The sequence below is a fragment of the Streptomyces glaucus genome (assembly GCF_039533365.1).
Lineage (GTDB): Bacteria > Actinomycetota > Actinomycetes > Streptomycetales > Streptomycetaceae > Streptomyces > Streptomyces glaucus.
In genome coordinates, this window is the sequence record NZ_BAAATK010000001.1 from 1 (window position 1) to 18,404 (window position 18,404).

General features: G+C 75.4%; 13 protein-coding genes and 1 other RNA gene. 10 read left to right on the top strand and 4 right to left on the bottom strand.

Annotated elements, in window-relative coordinates; translation table 11 throughout:
• Positions 1-82 precede the first annotated feature (82 nt).
• Positions 83-3,655, bottom strand: coding sequence for an FHA domain-containing protein (locus tag ABD363_RS00005; protein WP_344599466.1), 3,573 nt, complete (start codon positions 3,653-3,655; stop codon positions 83-85).
• Between the two features lie 518 nt (positions 3,656-4,173).
• Between ABD363_RS00005 and ABD363_RS00010 the strand changes: the two genes are divergently transcribed.
• From ABD363_RS00010 to ABD363_RS00025, 4 genes are all read left to right on the top strand, one after another.
• Positions 4,174-5,871, top strand: coding sequence for a serine/threonine-protein kinase (locus ABD363_RS00010; RefSeq protein WP_344599218.1), 1,698 nt, complete (start codon positions 4,174-4,176; stop codon positions 5,869-5,871).
• A gap of 181 nt (positions 5,872-6,052) precedes the next feature.
• Positions 6,053-7,297, top strand: a complete 1,245-nt coding sequence (locus ABD363_RS00015; RefSeq protein WP_344599219.1) for a serine/threonine-protein kinase — start codon at positions 6,053-6,055, stop codon at positions 7,295-7,297.
• An 89-nt stretch (positions 7,298-7,386) separates the two neighbouring features.
• A complete protein-coding gene (gene prfB / locus ABD363_RS00020; RefSeq protein WP_344599220.1) occupies positions 7,387-8,493 on the top strand; it encodes a peptide chain release factor 2 in 1,107 nt (368 codons plus the stop codon).
• 318 nt (positions 8,494-8,811) lie between these two features.
• The gene (locus tag ABD363_RS00025) at positions 8,812-9,441 is read left to right on the top strand and encodes a hypothetical protein (RefSeq protein WP_344599221.1); all 630 of its coding nucleotides are present in this window, start codon (positions 8,812-8,814) and stop codon (positions 9,439-9,441) included.
• A 118-nt stretch (positions 9,442-9,559) separates the two neighbouring features.
• On the opposite strand, the gene ABD363_RS00030 is transcribed toward ABD363_RS00025, so the two are convergent.
• Positions 9,560-9,751 (bottom strand): hypothetical protein, encoded by a 192-nt coding sequence (locus tag ABD363_RS00030; protein WP_344599222.1) that lies wholly within the window; start codon positions 9,749-9,751, stop codon positions 9,560-9,562.
• A 317-nt stretch (positions 9,752-10,068) separates the two neighbouring features.
• Here ABD363_RS00030 and ftsE point away from each other — a divergent pair, with 317 nt between their 5' ends.
• From ftsE to ssrA, 5 genes are all read left to right on the top strand, one after another.
• Positions 10,069-10,758 carry a cell division ATP-binding protein FtsE gene (gene ftsE, locus ABD363_RS00035; protein WP_190202671.1) on the top strand — a complete coding sequence of 230 codons (690 nt, stop codon included), beginning with the start codon at positions 10,069-10,071 and terminating at the stop codon, positions 10,756-10,758.
• A 36-nt stretch (positions 10,759-10,794) separates the two neighbouring features.
• Entirely contained in the window at positions 10,795-11,712 is a 918-nt protein-coding gene (gene ftsX, locus ABD363_RS00040) for a permease-like cell division protein FtsX (protein WP_344599223.1), read from the top strand.
• A 68-nt stretch (positions 11,713-11,780) separates the two neighbouring features.
• Positions 11,781-12,944 (top strand): S41 family peptidase, encoded by a 1,164-nt coding sequence (locus tag ABD363_RS00045; protein ID WP_344599224.1) that lies wholly within the window; start codon positions 11,781-11,783, stop codon positions 12,942-12,944.
• A gap of 61 nt (positions 12,945-13,005) precedes the next feature.
• A complete protein-coding gene (gene smpB / locus ABD363_RS00050; RefSeq protein WP_344599225.1) occupies positions 13,006-13,485 on the top strand; it encodes an SsrA-binding protein SmpB in 480 nt (159 codons plus the stop codon).
• Between the two features lie 185 nt (positions 13,486-13,670).
• Positions 13,671-14,071: a transfer-messenger RNA gene (gene ssrA / locus ABD363_RS00055) on the top strand.
• Between the two features lie 102 nt (positions 14,072-14,173).
• Here ssrA and ABD363_RS00060 read toward each other — a convergent pair.
• Both ABD363_RS00060 and ABD363_RS00065 read right to left on the bottom strand, forming a co-directional pair.
• The gene (locus ABD363_RS00060; RefSeq protein WP_344599226.1) at positions 14,174-15,184 is read right to left on the bottom strand and encodes a LacI family DNA-binding transcriptional regulator; all 1,011 of its coding nucleotides are present in this window, start codon (positions 15,182-15,184) and stop codon (positions 14,174-14,176) included.
• 291 nt (positions 15,185-15,475) lie between these two features.
• Positions 15,476-16,801, bottom strand: a complete 1,326-nt coding sequence (locus ABD363_RS00065; RefSeq protein WP_344599227.1) for an MFS transporter — start codon at positions 16,799-16,801, stop codon at positions 15,476-15,478.
• Between the two features lie 115 nt (positions 16,802-16,916).
• Here ABD363_RS00065 and ABD363_RS00070 point away from each other — a divergent pair, with 115 nt between their 5' ends.
• Positions 16,917-17,882, top strand: coding sequence for a LysR family transcriptional regulator (locus ABD363_RS00070; protein WP_344599228.1), 966 nt, complete (start codon positions 16,917-16,919; stop codon positions 17,880-17,882).
• Positions 17,883-18,404 lie beyond the last annotated feature (522 nt).

Genomic DNA, 18,404 nt, shown 5'->3' on the forward strand with positions numbered 1-18,404 from the left:
CCGGCCGCGCCGCGGGGCCGGTGCCGGGCGCGGCGTGGAGCGGCCGTCCGGGCCGGCCGCCGTCCGGCGGCCGGCCGGTCCGTCAGAGCAGCGGCGGCACCCGGGCCGCCGAGACCTCCCGCGCCGCCCGCTCCAGCGCGCTGGCCAGCAGCGCCAGGTCCGTCGGCCCGTTGCCCAGCTCCCGCACCGGGCGCCGGGCCGGCGGGTCGCCCATGCGGTGCCACTCCAGGGGGACGACCGTCGGGCGCAGGGTCGCCGTCCGGGGGATGCGGCCCGTGACCCGGCCGCCCTGGAACGGCGTCACCCTTCCGTCGGGCGTGGTCAGGCGTCCGCGCCCCGGCGCCGGTCCGTCCGGCCCCGGCACGGGCGCGTCGAGCGCGACCCGCAGGGCGGCCCGCCGGGCCGGCTCCGTCTGCGCCGTACGGCCCCCGGTCCCGGCGGCCGCCACCAGGTGCACCCCGAGCCGCTCGCCGTCCCGCGCCACGGCCTCCAGCGCCCGCATCACCGACCCCGCGGCGGGCCGGCCGGGCGAGCCGAGCGCGGGGGAGACCAGCGCGTCCAGGTCGTCCACGACCACGACCAGCCGGGGCAGCGGCACGACGGCCTGCGCGCGCTGCCGGGCCGCCCCCGGCCGCAGCCGCAGGGTCGAACCGGACGGGACGTCGAGGTCCCCGGCTACGCCGGCGGCCCCCGACGGGCCGCGCGCGGCCGCGGTGCGCTGGGCGACCATGCGGCCCGACAGCTCGCGTCCGGTGTGCCACTCGGTGAAGTCCGACCGCCCCAGCAGCTCCGCGCGCCGCTTCAGCTCGGCGCTCAGGGACTGCGCGAACTCCCGCATCCGCACCGGGTCGCCGGCGGTGAGGTGCGTGGTGACGTGCGGTACGTCGGTGCAGACCCGCAGGCCCTCGCCGGGGCCGCCGGCGGTGCCCGCGGCGTCCCGGCCGTCCATCAGCACGATGCCCAGCCGGTCCGGCCGCTCCGCCGAGGCCAGCGACGCCACGACCGCCCGCAGCAGCTCCGTACGGCCGCTGCCCGCCGGTCCCTCGATCAGCAGGTGGGGTCCCTCGGCCGCGAGGTCCACGACGACCGGGCCGCGCGGCCCCGCCCCCAGCACGGCCTGCACCCGGCCGCCGAGGGCCTCGGTGTCGTCGGCCGCGTCCGCCCAGCGGGCCATCAGCGAGGCGGGGGTCGCCCGGGCCAGGCCCAGCTCGTCGAGGAGCCGGGCCGTCCGGGGCAGCGGGGCGGACACGCGCGGCTGCCGCTCGCCGCCCGCGGCGTCCGTGCGCAGCGGCGCCAGCGCCCGCGCGAACCGCTCCGCCCAGGCGGCGGAGACGGCGTCCACGGTGGCCACGGTGCCGTGGCCGACCGGCCCCGTACCGGACGGGGACGCCGCCGGGGCGGTCCGGGCGACCCGCACCAGCCGCAGGGCCGTCGCCACGTCGCCGCTGAGCAGCGCGACGGCCCCGCACTCCCGGAACACCGGCGACACCGCGCAGGCCGCCTCGTAGGTCTCCGTCACCGGTGACAGCGGGGAGGCGGGGGGCGTCTCGGCGAGACACACGAGGTGTATCCCGGCCCGCGGGCCCTCCAGCGCCAGCCGCGCCACCGCCTCCCGCACGGCGGCCTCCCCGGGGTCGCCGTCCACGACGACGACGGTGCGCGGCCCCGTGGAGCCGGCCGCTTCGCCCGCCGCGTCGTCCCGCGCCCAGGAGGGCCGCCGGGCGGCGGGAACGGACGGGCCGGGGGGCGTGGGGGCGGGGGCGGCCGGGTGCGGCCGCCGGTCCGCCCCGGGCACGGCCGGCTGCTCCGGGACACCGGGGGCGGGCCCGGCCGCGGCGCCCGGGTCCGCCGAGCGGTCCGCCAGGCGCCGGAGGAGTTCCTGGACGCGGGCCGTGGCCTGTTCGGGGTCGTAGGCGAGCAGCAGGCGGCAGTCCTGGCCGTGGGCCGGGCGGACATGGGGCAGCCAGCCCAGCCAGGACCACTCGGCGGTGCGCTCCTCCAGGGAGCGGGAGCGGTCCGTGCTGATCAGGACGAGTTCCAGGGTGTCGGGGGAGTGCAGCGCGGCGAGCTGGGCCAGCACCGCGCGGGCCAGCCCGGCCAGCCGCGCGCGCGGGCCGGCCAGCCCGAGCGCCCCGACCTCGCGCAGCCCGGCGGTCACCGGCACCGCGGGCAGCAGTCCCGAGCCGTCGGGCGCCGCCCGGTCGGCCGTGCCGAGCCGCACGGCGAGCGCCTCCGGATGGTCCGGCCCCCGCTCCCACAGCCGCGGGCCCGGCCCCAGCGCCGTCAGCAGCAGCGCGGCCGGGTCCGGCCAGGTCTCCGGCACGGGCGGCCGGACGCCGGCGGGCTCTGCCGCGACGCCGTCCACCCCCGCGGCGTACCCGCCGCGCCCGGCCGCGCCCTGCTCACCGCGTCCCCCGGCCAGCCGCCGCGCCCACGCCGCTATCCCGCCCCGCCTGCGCAGCGCCTGCGGAACCTCCGTCCCCCGCAGCGGGGTCCCCTTGCGCCCGCCGCCCTCACCGGCGCCGCCGTCCCGGACGGGCGTACGGGAGGCCGGGCCGCCGGCGAAGCCGTGCGGTGCGGCGGGGCCGGCCGTGCCGTGCGGGTGGCCGTCCGGGGCCGCCGGGCGCGGACCGGCGGCCCCGGAGGGGTTCCCCGGGGCCTCGGTCCCGCCGGGGGCCGCTGCCCCGTCGCCGGCGCCGAAGGAACCCGCCCCGGACCGTCCCCCGTGCGTGCCGCCGCCGCCGGGAGCCGTCCCGGGAACGCCCCCGAGCGCCGTCGTGCGCGGGGCGGCCGGGGCCGGACCGGTGCTCCCCCGCTCGAGGGGCGGCGCCGACCCCTGCCCCGGCACGACGGGGGGCCGCCCGCCGGAGCCGGCCGGGCCCCGGCCCGTCGTGCCGTAGCCGTGCCGCGTGTGCCCGGCGGGGGCGTCCGCCCCGCCCGCCGGCCGGCCGGGCTCCTCCCGGCCCTCCCCGGACCGCTCGCCGCCGCCCCCCGCGCCCGGCACCCGCACGTGTCCCTCGCCGTCCGGGGCCGTCTCCACCCGCGCCCCCGGGCCGCCGCCCGGCGCGAGCCGCAGGGCCGACTCCCCGATGCGCAGCAGCGCGCCGGGGACGAACCGGACGGGGCGGGCGTCCACGCGCGCGCCGTCCAGCGTCGTGCCGTTGGTGGAACCGAGGTCGGCGACCGTGACCCGGCCGTCGGCGGCGACGGTCACCGCGCAGTGCAGCCGGGAGACGTCCGGGTCGTCGAGCGGGACGTCGGCGTCGGCCGAGCGGCCGACGCGGATCTCGCCGCCGTGCAGCAGGTGGACCCCGCCCGCGTCGGGGCCCGCGACCACGTGGAGCTGGGCCGGGGCCTCGTCGAGCTCGGGGTGCGGCTCGGGCTCGCCCGGCGCGCCCACGTACAGCACGGCGCCGTCGACCAGCGGGGGTTCGCCCAGGGTCGCGCGCTGGGCGTCGAGCCGGCGCGCACCGGCGTACAGCGTCGCCGGGGACGAGCCGTCACCGCCGGGGACCGCCGCGGCCAGGGCGGAGGAGACCGCGGCCAGGGCCGTGCCGGCGGGCGCCGTGACCAGCACGTCGCAGCTCGCGGCGCGGCCCCGCGTCGGCGCGGGGGACGGGCCCAGCGGGTCTACGACGGTCAGCCGGATCTGCATCGCCGTCAGCGGTCCCTTCTGCGCGGGCGCCCGCGCCACGGGGAACGAGGCCCCCCGCGGTCCCCCACCGCGGACTTCCCCCACCGCCACACGAGCACGTCGGCCAGTAACTGGAGGCATCCTCGCACCTGCCGCTGACAACGTGCCCGCCGCCGAACAGCGAATGATCTTGATTGGTCGGCTCTGCCCGCAAAAATGCCTGACCATTGGCCTGAACACGATCGATCGGCGCTCGCTTGAGATCGATCGCGTCCGTGCTCCGGCAACCGGCGGACCGGGCCGGGCGTCTTTCCTTCGAACATGTACGGAAGGCCGCGGGCGGGACCCGCCGGAAGGCCGGGGCCGGCCGGCGGACGGACGGGCGGCCGGCGGCGGCCGGACCGGGGACGAGTCGGAAGGACCCGCGGGAAGACGACCCCCGGTGTCCCGCGCTGCGGCACTACAGTGGGTCGGAACATCCCCCGTGGCACGGTGGACCACGGTGTACGGGCCAGCCAAGCAGACAGGGAGCGCATGACGTGCGGCCGGTAGGCAGCAAGTACCTCCTCGAGGAGCCGCTCGGTCGCGGTGCCACGGGGACCGTCTGGCGAGCCCGCCAGCGGGAGACCGCGGGTGCCGAGGCGGCCGTGCCCGGACAGCCCGGCGAGACCGTCGCGATCAAGGTCCTCAAGGAGGAGCTCGCCAACGACCCGGACGTCGTGATGCGGTTCCTCCGGGAGCGGTCCGTCCTGCTGCGGCTGACCCACCCGAACATCGTCCGGGTCCGCGACCTGGTCGTCGAGGGCGATCTGCTGGCACTGGTCATGGACCTCGTCGACGGCCCCGACCTGCACCGCCACCTGCGCGAGAACGGTCCCTTCACCCCGGTGGCCGCCGCGCTGCTCACCGCCCAGATCGCCGACGCGCTCGCCGCCAGCCACGCCGACGGCGTCGTGCACCGCGACCTGAAGCCCGCGAACGTCCTGCTCGAGCAGACCGGCGACCAGCTGCACCCGATGCTGACCGACTTCGGCATCGCGCGCCTCGCCGACTCGCCCGGCCTCACCCGCACCCACGAGTTCGTCGGCACGCCCGCGTACGTCGCGCCCGAGTCGGCGGAAGGCCGCCCGCAGACCTCGGCCGTCGACATCTACGGCGCCGGCATCCTGCTGTACGAGCTGGTCACCGGCCGTCCGCCGTTCTCCGGCTCGTCCGCCCTCGAAGTCCTGCACCAGCACCTGAGCGCCGAACCGCGCCGCCCGTCCACGGTCCCCGAGCCCCTCTGGACGGTCATCGAGCGCTGCCTGCGCAAGAACCCCGACGAGCGGCCCGGCGCCGGGAACCTGGCGCGCGCCCTGCGCGTCGTCGCCGAGGGCATCGGCGTGCACGCGAACTCCGCGCAGATCGCCGCCGCCGAGAACGTCGGCGCGCTCCTGGCCCCCGACCCGGCGCCCGCGCCCGTGCCCGGCACGCCCGGCGCCGCCGACCCCACCCGGGTGCTGCCGCGGAACCCGAACGGCGCCCACGACCCGGACGACGCGACCAGCGTCCTGCCCCACACCGGCGGCCCGGCGGGCGACGCCGACCCCACCGCCGTCCTGCCCGCCCGCGGCGCGGCCGACCCGACGGCCGTCCTGCCGCCGGTGCCGCCGGGACAGCAGCCCGGCCAGACCGGCCGGCCCGAGGACCCGCACCCCTGGCAGAGCCAGCTGCGGGCCGCCCGCGACCGCAACGAGCAGACCCAGATCCAGTACCTCGACCCCGACCAGGACCCGCTGCGCCGCCGCCCCCAGCGGCAGGTCGCCCGGCCGCAGCAGCCGCCGCGCCCACAGCAGCAGCCGCCGCGCCCCCAGCCCCAGCAGGGCTACGGCCACCCGCAGCAGCAACAGCCGCAGCGGTACGCCACGCCCCAGCCGCCCCAGCCCCAGCGGTACGCCCCGCCGCCCGCCCCGGAGCCCCAGCGGCCCCGGCCCGAGCCCCGGCAGTCCCGGCGCGAGCCCCGGCCGCCCCGGCAGCGCAGCGCCAACCCGATGCGCATCCCCGGCCTGGGCTGCCTGAAGGGCTGCCTGTTCACGCTCGTCATCCTGTTCGTGGCGGGCTGGCTGATCTGGGAGCTCAGCCCGCTGCAGGACTGGATCGGCACGGGCAGGAGCTACTGGGGGCAGCTCACCGACTGGTTCGACACGGTCACCGGCTGGATCGGGGACCTGGGCTCGGGCGGTTCCTCCGGCCAGTGAGTCCGGGGCTCCCGCGGAGACCGGCCCGGGACCGCTCGGGCCGCTCCGGGCGAGTCCGGACACCTCCGAACCCCGACGTTGGGGATTTGTCGACACCCGGCGGGTGATTTCCGCCGCCGCGGTGAAGCCCGGCTCCCCGGCCGCGTAGTTTTGTCGGCAACACGCGTCGGTAGGAGCAGTCTTGGCACGGAAGATCGGCAGCCGGTACACCGCCCACCAGATCCTGGGACGGGGCAGCGCCGGCACGGTGTGGCTCGGCGAGGGACCGGACGGACCCGTCGCCATCAAGCTGCTGCGCGAGGACCTGGCCTCGGACGAGGAACTCGTCGGACGCTTCGTGCAGGAGCGCACGGCCCTGCTCGGCCTGGAGCACCCGAACGTCGTCTCCGTGCGCGACCTGGTCGTCGACGGCAACGACCTCGCGCTCGTCATGGACCTGGTGCGCGGCACGGACCTGCGCACCCGCCTGGACCGGGAGCGGCGGCTCGCGCCCGAGGCCGCGGTGGCGATCGTGGCCGACGTGGCGGACGGACTGGCCGCCGCGCACGGCGCGGGCGTCGTGCACCGCGACGTGAAGCCGGAGAACGTGCTGCTGGACATGCAGGGCCCGCTCGGCCCCGGCGGCTCGCACCGCGCGCTCCTGACCGACTTCGGTGTGGCGAAACTCATCGACGCCCCGCGCCGCACCCGCGCGACGAAGATCATCGGCACGCCGGACTACCTCGCGCCGGAGATCGTCGAGGGCCTGCCGCCCCGCGCGTCCGTCGACATCTACGCCCTGGCCACGGTCCTGTACGAGCTGCTCGCGGGCTTCACCCCGTTCGGCGGCGGCCACCCCGGCGCCGTCCTGCGCCGGCACGTGACGGAGACGGTCGTCCCGCTGCCCGGCATCCCGGACGAGCTGTGGCAGCTGATGGTGCAGTGCCTGGCCAAGGCGCCCGCCTCGCGGCTGCGCGCCTCCGAACTGGCCGCCCGGCTGCGGGAACTGCTGCCGATGCTGGCGGGCATGCCCCCGCTGGAGGTGGACGAGCCGGACGTGGAGCCCGCGCAGGAGACCCCCGAGGAGGCGCCCGCCGACCCCGCCCCGGCCGGGGAGCGGGTGCGGCGCCGGGGCGCGGTCCCGCTGGTCCCGGGCGCGAAGCCGGCCGACTCCAACCGGGACACCCACACGTCGATGCGCGTGCCGGGCCCGGACGAGCTGGCCGGCGGCGCCCGCGGCACCGCCCGCGCCCCGCGCGCGGCGGGCGCCCCCCGCCCCGGGTCCGCCCGCAACCGCGCCGCCGTCCGGCGCCGCCGCCTGGCCCTGGGCGCGGGCGCGCTGGCGCTGGCGGCGGCCGTCGGCGCGGGCACGTGGCTGGCCACGGCCGGCGACGACGCGGGGGCCGTCCCCCGGGACGCGAACACCACGGCCCCGGCGACCCCCTGACCCCGCCGGTCCCGGCCGCACCCGCACCGGGTACGGCCGGGGCACGCCGTGCGGCCGAGGTCGGTTGCCGCAGCCGTTACGCTGGATGCGTGGCAGTCGTCGACGTATCCGAAGAGCTCAAGTCCCTCTCCTCGACCATGGAGTCGATCGAGGCCGTTCTGGACCTCGACAGGATGAGGGCAGACATCGCCGTGCTCGAGGAGCAGGCGGCCGCGCCGTCCCTGTGGGACAACCCGGACGAGGCGCAGAAGATCACCAGCAAGCTCTCCCACCTCCAGGCCGAGGTCAGGAAGGCGGAGGCGCTGCGCGGCCGGATCGACGATCTCGCCGTGCTCTTCGAGATGGCCGAGGAGGAGGACGACCCGGACACCCGCGCCGAGGCCGAGGCCGAGCTGGCCGCGGTGCGGAAGGCGCTGGACGAGATGGAGGTCCGGACCCTCCTGTCCGGCGAGTACGACGCCCGTGAGGCGCTCGTCAACATCCGCGCCGAGGCCGGCGGCGTCGACGCCGCCGACTTCGCCGAGAAGCTCCAGCGCATGTACCTGCGCTGGGCCGAGCAGCGCGGCTACAAGACGGAGATCTACGAGACGTCGTACGCCGAGGAGGCCGGCATCAAGTCGACCACCTTCGCCGTGCAGGCGCCGTACGCCTACGGCACCCTCTCCGTCGAGCAGGGCACCCACCGCCTGGTGCGCATCTCGCCCTTCGACAACCAGGGCCGCCGCCAGACCTCCTTCGCGGGCGTCGAGGTGCTCCCCGTCGTCGAGCAGTCCGACCACGTCGAGATCGACGAGTCCGAGCTGCGCATCGACGTCTACCGGTCCTCCGGCCCCGGCGGCCAGGGCGTGAACACCACGGACTCCGCGGTGCGCATCACCCACCTGCCCACCGGCATCGTGGTCTCCTGCCAGAACGAGCGGTCGCAGATCCAGAACAAGGCCACGGCGATGAACGTCCTCCAGGCCAAGCTGCTGGAGCGGCGCCGCCAGGAGGAGCAGGCCAAGATGGACGCCCTCAAGGGCGACGGCGGCAACTCCTGGGGCAACCAGATGCGTTCGTACGTCCTGCACCCGTACCAGATGGTCAAGGACCTGCGCACGGAGTACGAGGTCGGCAACCCCGAGGCCGTGTTCAACGGCGAGATCGACGGGTTCCTGGAGGCCGGGATTCGCTGGCGCAAGCAGCAGGAGAAGTAGCGCGCCGACGCGCCCGCCGCATTTCACCGCTTTGTCGACAAGGAAACTGCCGCCTTCCGGGCGGCAGTTGCCTTGTGTGTGCCGTGATGTCCGCGTTCCACATCACACTCACAGGCTCCGACGTCCGGCATACCCCCCGTACCCGGACATCGCGTGCGCAACGGCCTTGACGTTGCTTTGAAAAATCGGAAGGGTGAGGCGCGGCATGCGTATCTCTGGGGCGCATGTGAACCGGGGGGCTCCATACGCAGCTACCTCCGTCGATCACGGCCCCGAACGCCGCCTCACTGACGATGAGCTACTGGGGGTAGCAACCACATGACCAAGAAGACGCGGATCCGCGTCGCGCGCATCGCGGCCGGCGCCGTGATCGCGGCCGGCGCCTCGCTCACCGCCGCGGGCGCCGCCTCGGCCCTCGAGTTCGGTGTGAACATCGGCGTCGGCGTGAACGCCGGCGAGTCCGAGCCGCCGGCTCCGAGCACCCCGCCGACCCCGAGCACCCCGCCGACCGAGATCCCGAGCACCCCGCCGACCGAGGTTCCCACCACCCCGCCGACCGAGGTCCCCGGCACCCCGCCGACCTCCGGCCCGACGGGGCCCGCCGACCCCACCGAGGAGCCCGCCGACCCCACGGAGGAGCCCACCGAGCCCACCGAGGAGCCCACCGAGCCCACCGAGGGCCCGACCGACGACGCGAGCAGCGGCCCCGGCCCCGACGGCGGTTCCGGCCCCTCGCCCCAGGAGCAGGGCACCTCGGTCCTGACCGACACCGGCGTGGAGGCCGTCTCGTCCGACGCCTCGGCCCAGGGCAGCGGTGAGGAGCTCGCCGAGACCGGTGCCGCGCAGACCACGTTCCTGCTGGTCGGCGCCGCCACGATGATCGCCGGTGGCATCGGCTTCCGGATGCTGCCGCGTCTGATGGACGGCCGCGGCGGCGCGGCCGCCTGACGGCGGCCGCCGTACGCACGGCACATGCCGAGGGGCCCGGAGCGCGCGTCGCTCCGGGCCCCTCGCCCGTCCGTGCCGCCCGGCTCCGCCGGCCGGGCCGTCCCGCGGGCGCCGGGTGTCAGGCGGTCTGGTGGGCCAGCAGGGCCAGCGCCGCGATCAGCACCGCGAGCAGCGCGATCAGCGTCATGGGGTTCAGCCCCGCGAAGAAGTTCTCCTGCTGCAGCCGCTCGCGGTTCGCACGGCACACGGGGCACCGGCCCTCGCTCACGGGCGCCGCGCAGTTCGCGCACACCAGCCGGTCGTACGTCATGCGCTCGCCCTCCTTGCACCGATTCCCTGTACTCAACGCCCGCGGCGGCGCGAACGTTCCCCTCCACTGTGCCAGGTTCCCCGGGAGGTTGCGCGGGCCGCTCCCGCCGGGGGCGGTTTCCCGTCGTCCGCCGGCCGTGGACCGTCCGCGCCGGGCACGCCCGCGCGACGGAGCCGGCGACGGGCCGGCGCGGTCCGCCGCCCCGTCCGCGGCACAAATGCGCACAACTGTCGCGCAACCCCTACCGGTGACTGCGGCCCCCCACCCGGTTCGCGTATGGTCACGCACATCTACCCCCGGCGACCCGTGGTGCATCCGTGATCCGATTCGACAACGTCTCCAAGGTCTACCCCAAGCAGAACCGCCCCGCCCTCAGGGATGTCTCCCTGGAGGTCGAGAAGGGCGAGTTCGTGTTCCTCGTGGGGTCCTCCGGCTCCGGAAAGTCCACCTTCCTGCGGCTGATCCTCCGCGAGGAGCGGGCCAGCCACGGGCAGGTGCACGTCCTGGGCAAGGACCTCGCGCGCCTGTCCAACTGGAAGGTGCCGCACATGCGGCGCCAGTTGGGGACGGTCTTCCAGGACTTCCGCCTCCTGCCGAACAAGACGGTCGCCGAGAACGTCGCCTTCGCGCAGGAGGTCATCGGCAAGTCGCGCGGCGAGATCCGCAAGTCCGTGCCGCAGGTGCTCGACCTGGTCGGGCTCGGCGGCAAGGAGGACCGGATGCCGGGCGAGCTGTCCGGCGGTGAGCAGCAGCGCGTCGCCATCGCGCGGGCCTTCGTCAACCGGCCCAAGCTGCTGATCGCCGACGAGCCCACCGGCAACCTCGACCCGCAGACCAGCGTCGGCATCATGAAGCTGCTCGACCGGATCAACCGGACCGGCACGACCGTGGTGATGGCGACGCACGACCAGAACATCGTGGACCAGATGCGCAAGCGCGTCATCGAGCTGGAGAAGGGCCGCCTCGTCCGCGACCAGGCCCGCGGCGTCTACGGCTACCAGCACTGACCGCACCGAGTTCCCGAAAGGCCTGAAGAACCCGCCATGCGCGCCCAGTTCGTCCTGTCGGAGATCGGTGTCGGTCTCCGCCGCAATCTGACGATGACCTTCGCCGTCATCGTCTCCGTCGCCCTGTCCCTGGCCCTGTTCGGCGGTTCGCTGCTGATGAGCGACCAGGTCAACACCATGAAGGGCTACTGGTACGACAAGGTCAACGTCTCGATCTTCCTCTGCAACAAGAGCGACGCCGAGTCCGACCCCAACTGCGCCAAGGGCGCGGTGACCGAGGACCAGAAGAGCCAGATCCTGGCCGACCTGAAGAAGATGTCGGTCGTCGACACGGTGACGTACGAATCGCAGGACGAGGCGTACAAGCACTACAAGGAGCAGTTCGGCGACTCCCCGCTGGCCAGCTCCCTGACGCCGGACCAGATGCAGGAGTCGTACCGCATCAAGCTGAAGAACCCGGAGAAGTACCAGGTCATCGCGACCGCCTTCGACGGGCGGGACGGCGTGCAGTCCGTGCAGGACCAGAAGGGCATCCTGGACAACCTCTTCGAGCTGCTGAACGGCATGAACTGGGCCGCCCGCGCGATCATGGCGCTGATGCTGGTGGTCGCGCTGATGCTGATCGTCAACACCGTGCGCGTCTCGGCGTTCAGCCGCCGGCGTGAGACCGGCATCATGCGGCTGGTGGGCGCCTCCGGCTTCTACATCCAGGCGCCGTTCATCGCGGAGGCCGCGGTCGCCGGGCTCATCGGCGGCACGCTCGCGTGCGCCTTCCTGCTGATCGCCCGGTACTTCATCATCGACCACGGGCTGGCGCTGTCCGAGAAGCTCAACCTGATCAACTTCATCGGCTGGGACGCGGTCCTGGCCAAGCTGCCGCTCATCCTCGCGACCAGCCTGCTGATGCCCGCGCTGGCCGCGTTCTTCGCGCTGCGCAAGTATCTGAAGGTGTGACACATACCAAGAGGGGCCGTGCGGTCAACCGGCCGTACGGCCCTTTTCGTTGTCCTAGACTCACCGGCATGTCAGGCCGTGACCTGTTCTGTCAGCCCCGCCGCGTCGGCCGCGGGGCCGCCCTGACCTTGGTGTTCGCCGGCGTCCTCGTCGCCGGCGCGGCCACCGGCTCACTGCCCGGCCCCGAGCGGAGGACCGCCCCGGGCACCGTCCGCCCGACCGTGCCCGTCGGCGCGCGGGAGGACGTCGCCAGGGCGGCGGCCGAGGCGATGGCCGACGGCAAGTCCCCCGCGGAGGCGGCCGAACGCGCCGTCAGCCGCAGCGGCGACCGCTGGGCGGCCGTCTACTCCGAGGACGAGTACGAGGAGTTCGAGGAGTCCCTGGACGGCGCGTACACCGGCGTCGGCCTGTGGGCGCGGCGCGAGCGCGACGGCCGGATCGAGGTGACGCGGGTGCGGTCCGGCTCGCCCGCGGCCGACGCCGGGATCCGCCCGGGCGACCGGCTGCGCAGCGTCGACGGCGAGCGGGTCGACGGACGCCCCGTCACCGAGGTCCTCGCCCTGTTGCGCGGCGACGCCGCCGGCGAGCCCGCCGGCACCACCGTCACCCTCGGCCTGCGGCGCGGCACGCGCGTGTGGACCGAGACCCTGCGCCGGGCCAGGCTGTCCACGGACCCGGTCACCGTGCGCGAGCTGCCCGGCGGCGTCACCGTCATCCGGGTCGCCGCCTTCACCAAGGGCTCCGGCGACCAGGTGCGCGGCGCCGTGCGGCGGACCCCGGCCGGCGCCGGGATCGTCCTCGACCTGCGCGGCAACTCCGGCGGCCTGGTCACCGAGGCCGTCACCGCCGCCTCCGCCTTCCTCGACGGCGGTCTCGTCGCCACCTACGACGTCGACGGCGAGCAGCGGGCCCTGCACGCCGGGAGCGGCGGCGACACCGACCGGCCCCTGGTCGCCCTGGTCGACGGCGGCACGATGAGCGCGGCCGAGCTGCTGACCGGCGCCCTCCAGGACCGCGGCCGGGCGGTCGTGGTGGGCTCGCGCACCTTCGGCAAGGGCTCGGTGCAGATGCCGAGCCGGCTGCCCGACGGCTCCGTCGCCGAGCTGACCGTCGGCCACTACCGCACCCCGTCGGGCCGCGGCGTCGACGGCCGCGGCATCACGCCTGACCTGGAGGCCGGCGAGCAGGCCCTGCAGCGGGCCCGGACGGTGCTCAGCGGCCTGGGCCGGTAGCCGCGCCCCGCGGTAATCGACTCCCTTCCGGCCCCCGTGGGGTGCGAAAATGGTCGGCACTATGGCTAAGGAAAAAGGGCGCAAGCTGATCGCGCAGAACAAGAAGGCGCGGCACGACTACCACATCCTCGACACCTACGAGGCCGGTCTGGTGCTCATGGGGACCGAGGTGAAGTCGTTGCGCCAGGGGCGGGCCTCGCTCGTCGACGGCTTCGTGCAGCTGGACGGGCACGAGGCGTGGCTGCACAACGTGCACGTGCCGGAGTACAGCCAGGGCACCTGGACCAACCACAGCGCCCGCCGCAAGCGGAAGCTGCTGCTGCACCGCGCGGAGATCGACAAGCTGGAGGCCAAGTCGCAGGAGACGGGCCACACGATCGTGCCGCTCGCGCTGTACTTCAAGGACGGCCGCGCCAAGATCGAGATCGCGCTGGCGAAGGGCAAGAAGGAGTACGACAAGCGCCAGACGCTCCGCGAGAAGCAGGACCGGCGCGAGGCCGAACGGGCGATCTCGGCGATCCGGCGGCGCCAGCGCGCGTGACCCACGTCGTGCCCGCGGGCCGGGAACGCCCCTCCGCCGGGGCGTGTCGAACCCGGTACCACGGCGGGGCGACCGCCGGGAACACGGTGGCACCGACGGGCGTTGGTCACGTACGATGGCACCGGTACCGCCCAGGCGGTGCACAGCACACCGCGCAGCCGGTGCGCACCTTGAGAAATCAACATGGGGATGATCGGTTTCGACAGCGGCTGTCGAAGCAGGGGAAGCGTGTCGAGGAAGCGGCCATGATCTCGTAAACCACAGGCCGAAAAAAATAATCGCCAACACCAAGCGCGATTCCTCCCAGCAGGCCTTCGCCCTCGCTGCCTGATCTCAGGTAGCAGAGCGAGCCTCCTATCAAGGGAGTGTCAGCCCGGGGCTGTTCCCGACCCGGATCCTGGCATCAGCTAGGGAACTCAACCTCTAGACCCGGTCACGGGGTGTAGAGGGAAACCACACAGTGACTGAGCCCGTCGGAGACTTGTCCGCGTGATCTCCGGGGCCGAGAAAAGCGCAGCGGACTGCACACGGAGAAGCCCTGGTTCTGCACCGTTGGACGCGGGTTCGATTCCCGCCATCTCCACTTACCCCATGTGGGCACAGGCCCCGTCGCTGCGAGCGGCGGGGCCTGTGTCGTGCGGCCGCACGCACACCGGCCCGGCGGGCACAGGGACCCGGCCGGCGCCGGTCAGGCGGTGCGCGGCGCCGTGCTCGCCCGTTCGGTCAGCCGGGGCGGCAGCAGCGTGGCCTGCGGCACGTCCGCCGCGCCGCCCAGCTTCGCCATCAGCAGCTCCACCGCCCGGGCGCCCACCTCCGCCGCCGGGACGGCGACCGAGGTGACCGGGACGCGGACCGCCGCGGCGAACTCGTCCGGGCAGATGGCGGTGACCGACAGGTCGCCGGGCACCCGCAGCCCGAGCTGCTCGAAGGCGTCGATCAGCGGCTCCAGCAGGGGCTCGTTGTGGACGACGACCCCGGTCGGCGCGGGCTGCTCGCGCAGCAGCCGCTCGGCGACCGCCAGGGCCGAGCCGGGCGCGGCCGCGCAGGGGTGCACGGAGGAGACCAGCCCGGCCCGGTCGGCGGCGGCCGTGAACCCCTGCACCACGCGCTGGGCGAACGCGGTCTGCCGGACGTACACCTCCGGCGGCGACCCGACCAGCGCCACGACCCGGTGCCCGAGCCGCGCCAGATGGTCCACGCACACCTCGCCGGCCGCCTTGAAGTCCAGGTCGATGCAGGTCAGGCCGGTGCTCTCCCGCGGGAAGCCGATCAGCACGGACGGCCGGTCCAGCTCCCGCAGCAGCGGCAGCCGGGGATCGCGCAGCTGCACGTCCATCACGATCAGCGCGTCCGCCAGCGCGGTGTCCGCGACCCGCCGCAGCCCCTCCTCGCCCTCCTCCTGGGTGAGCAGCAGCACGTCGTGGTCGTGGGCCCGGGCCGCCGTCACCACCGACGCCGCGAACCGCATCACCACCGGCACGTGGATCCCGGCCCGCAGCGGGACCACCAGCGCCAGCACGTTCGACCTGCTGCCGGCCAGGGCCCGGGCGCCGGCGTGCGGCCGGTAGCCCAGCTCGCGGACGGCGGCCTGGACCCGGCGCCGGGTCTCCGCGGAGATCGGGCGCTTGCCGCTGAGGGCGTAGGAGACCGTGCTGGGGGAGACGCCGGCGCGCCGCGCCACATCAGTGATCTTGACCATCGGCCCGGCTCCGGTGCCAGGAACCCGGTCCCGGCCGGCACCCGCACCGCCCGCCCGCCGGGACCACCGCGCCCGCGCCGGAGGAACCTCCGTCCGGGCCGCCGCGGGAGATCGGCCGCGGCGGCCCGCACGGGATCGCCGTCGCCACCACACGCCTTCGCGCCGTCGGCATCCAGGGCCTCCAAGGGGAGTCGGACGGATCTCGGGTCGTCACGCAGCGTCGTCAAACCGGTTCGACAGGTGACGTCGAAGCGCTTCGACGGGCGAAGGTAGGCGGGAGCGGCGGAAGCGTCAATGGTGCGGACGGGAATCCCTGGAGCGGTTCGACGGCCCGGACGGGACGAGGGAGAAGAGGAGCGCCACCGCGGCCGCCGTGACCGGCACGCCGTACCCGGCCGTGGCCGAGACGTGCTCCACCGTCCAGCCGCCGACCGCGCTGCCGCAGGCGATGCCGCCGAGCAGGCCGGTCACCGCCAGGGTCATGCCCTCGTTCAGGCGGCCCTCGGGCGTGCGCTGCTGGACCAGCGTCATGGTGGTGACCATCGTCGGGGCGGTCGCCATCCCGGCGGCCAGCAGCGTGCCCGCCAGGACCGGCAGGGAGCCGGTGAGGGCGGCCGCCAGCAGCGGCAGCGTCAGCAGGGCCGTCATCGCCGCCACGCACCACGGCAGCCGGGACCCGGCGGGCCCGGCCGGCTTCAGCGTCCCGTACAGCAGGCCCGCCGCGCACGACCCGGCCGCCTGCAGCGCCAGCACCACCCCGGCCGCCGTGCCGTGGCCCCGCGCGTCGGCGAACGCCAGGGTGACGATCTCCATGGCCCCGAACACCCCGCCCATCGCCAGGCACACGGCGAGCAGCGACGGGATGCCGGGCGCGCGCAGCGGGGAGCGCGCGGAGGGCCGGGGCCGGGCGGGCGGCTCGGTCGAGCGCTGCGCGGCGAACAGCAGCACGCCGGTCAGCAGCAGCGCCGCGCCGGTGAGCGTGCCCGCCTCCGGGAAGAGCGCCGAGCACAGGAAGGCCGCCAGCACCGGCCCCAGCATGAAGCACAGCTCGTCGGCGGCCTGCTCGAAGGAGTTCGCGGTGTGCAGGGCCGTGGCGTCGCCCTTCAGCAGGTGGGCCCAGCGGGCGCGGGACATGCCGCCGGTGTTGGGGGTGGTGGCGGTGGCGGCGTACGCGGCGAACAGCGTCCAGTCCGGGGCGCCGCGGCGCACGCACAGCACCAGCGCGAGCGAGCCCAGCACGGCGACCGCGGTCGCGGGCACGGCCACGCGGGCCTGGCCGTGCCGGTCGACCAGCCGCGCGACCCAGGGGGCGGCCAGCGCGCTCGCCGCCATCCCGGTCGCGGTGACCGCGCCGGCCAGGGCGTACGAGCCGCGGGTACCGGCGATCATCACGACCGCGCTCACGCTGAACATGCCCATCGGCAACCGGGCGATCAGGTTCCCGGCCGTGAAGGCGCGGGCGCCGGGGACGGCGAGGAGGCGGCGGTACGGGCCGGGCGGGCGACGGCCGGTACGGGGCGTGAAGTCGGCGGCGACCAGGGTGTCGGCGGTCACCGTCAGGTGGAGGGCGCCGCGGGAGGACGAAGAGGAGGGGGAGGGCGAGGGGGAGGACGGCATGGCTCCACGCTCGCCCGTGGGCGATCAAGCGGTCCAACACCTGTTCCGCGCCGATTCACACGTTCGCGTTGTGGATCCGGATCCGATTCACGCGCCCCCGTTGTAGGTTCGCGGGGTGTCCGCTCCCCGCCACCTCGACCCCCGTCTGCTGCGCGCCTTCGTCACCGTCGCCGAGGAACTGCACTTCACCCGCGCCGCGGCCCGCCTGTACGTCGCCCAGCAGGCGCTCAGCCGGGACGTGCGGCGGCTGGAGCGGGAACTGGGCGCGGAGCTGTTCCTGCGGACCACCCGGCAGGTGACGCTGACGGCCGACGGCGAGCGGCTGCTGCCGCACGCCCGCCGGGTCCTGCAGGCGCAGGACGACCTCCTCGCCGCCTTCGGCCAGGCCCGCCCCCTGCTGGTGGACCTCAACTCCCCGGGCCTGGTCACCGGGCGCCGCGTGCTGCACCGGGCCCGCGAGCTCGTCCCCGAGCTGGAGCTGATGGCCCGCTACGAGAGCGGCCTCACCGGAGCCGCCGGTGAGCTGCTCGCGGGCCGCCTCGACGCGTCCTTCGGGCGGTACGCGGGCCTGGACCCGGCGCTGCGGGCGGGGCTCGACCAGCAGCCCGTGCGGTACGAGCCGATGGCGGTCGTCCTGCCCGAGGACCACCCGCTGGCCGCGCTGGAGGCGGTGCCGCTGGCCGCGCTGGCCGGCGAGACCGTGTACGCCGGGGCCGGCAACCCGCGCACGCCGGAGTGGACCGACCTCGCGCGGCGGCTGTTCGAGGGGCGCGGGATCGAGACGGCCCCGCCGCTCCCGCTCGCCGTCGGGGACGAGGAGTTCCGGCGGATCATCGGCAAGACGCGGAACCCGGTCCTGGCCGTGGTGGACTTCCCGGCCATGCCCGCGTCGGTGGTGCGGCCCCTGGTCGATCCCGTCCCGCTGTCGCCCGTGTCACTGGTGTGGCGCCGGGGGCTGGCCCACCCCGGGCTGGACGCCCTGCGGCGGGCGGCGGCGCGGCTGGCCGCCGAGGAGCAGTGGCTCGTCAAGCCCGCCGGGGGGTGGATTCCGGTCATGGACGCGGAGGTGATGGCGTTGTGACGCGACCGTGAACTTGTCTCACGACTGACACGTGGCAACCACCGTTCCCCCGTGTGCGCTACATTCATGACCCGAGCACGGTGTGGTAAGGGGGCGCTCGAACCCGGTGGGGGCCTGGTTCGCTCGACGTGTGCTCGGAGTCGTATGCGCGCCCGGAACCGTCCCGTGGGGGGAGTGCGTGCGCGTGGAAAAATGGCGAGAAGACGCCGGAACGGAATGGCCCGACATCGCGTCGGCGACCCGAGAGGCCCCGGAGACCGGCCAGGGCGGCCGAGTCGCCCAGGCGGTTCCGGAGGCGTTTCCGGAACCCAGGAGAGGCGATGCCGACGAACGTCGGGGAGCTGGTGACATGAGCGCCGACCAGGACCGTGCGCCGGTCGGAGAGCCGGGACTGATCCGTCCCCGCAGCGTCCGCGATCTCGGCGCGGCGGGGATCGTCCGTCCCCGCAGCGCGCCGGAGGCCGAGTGGACGGAGCCGCCCCGCGGCGGGGCCTTCCCGGGCGCGGAGGCGACGCAGGTGCT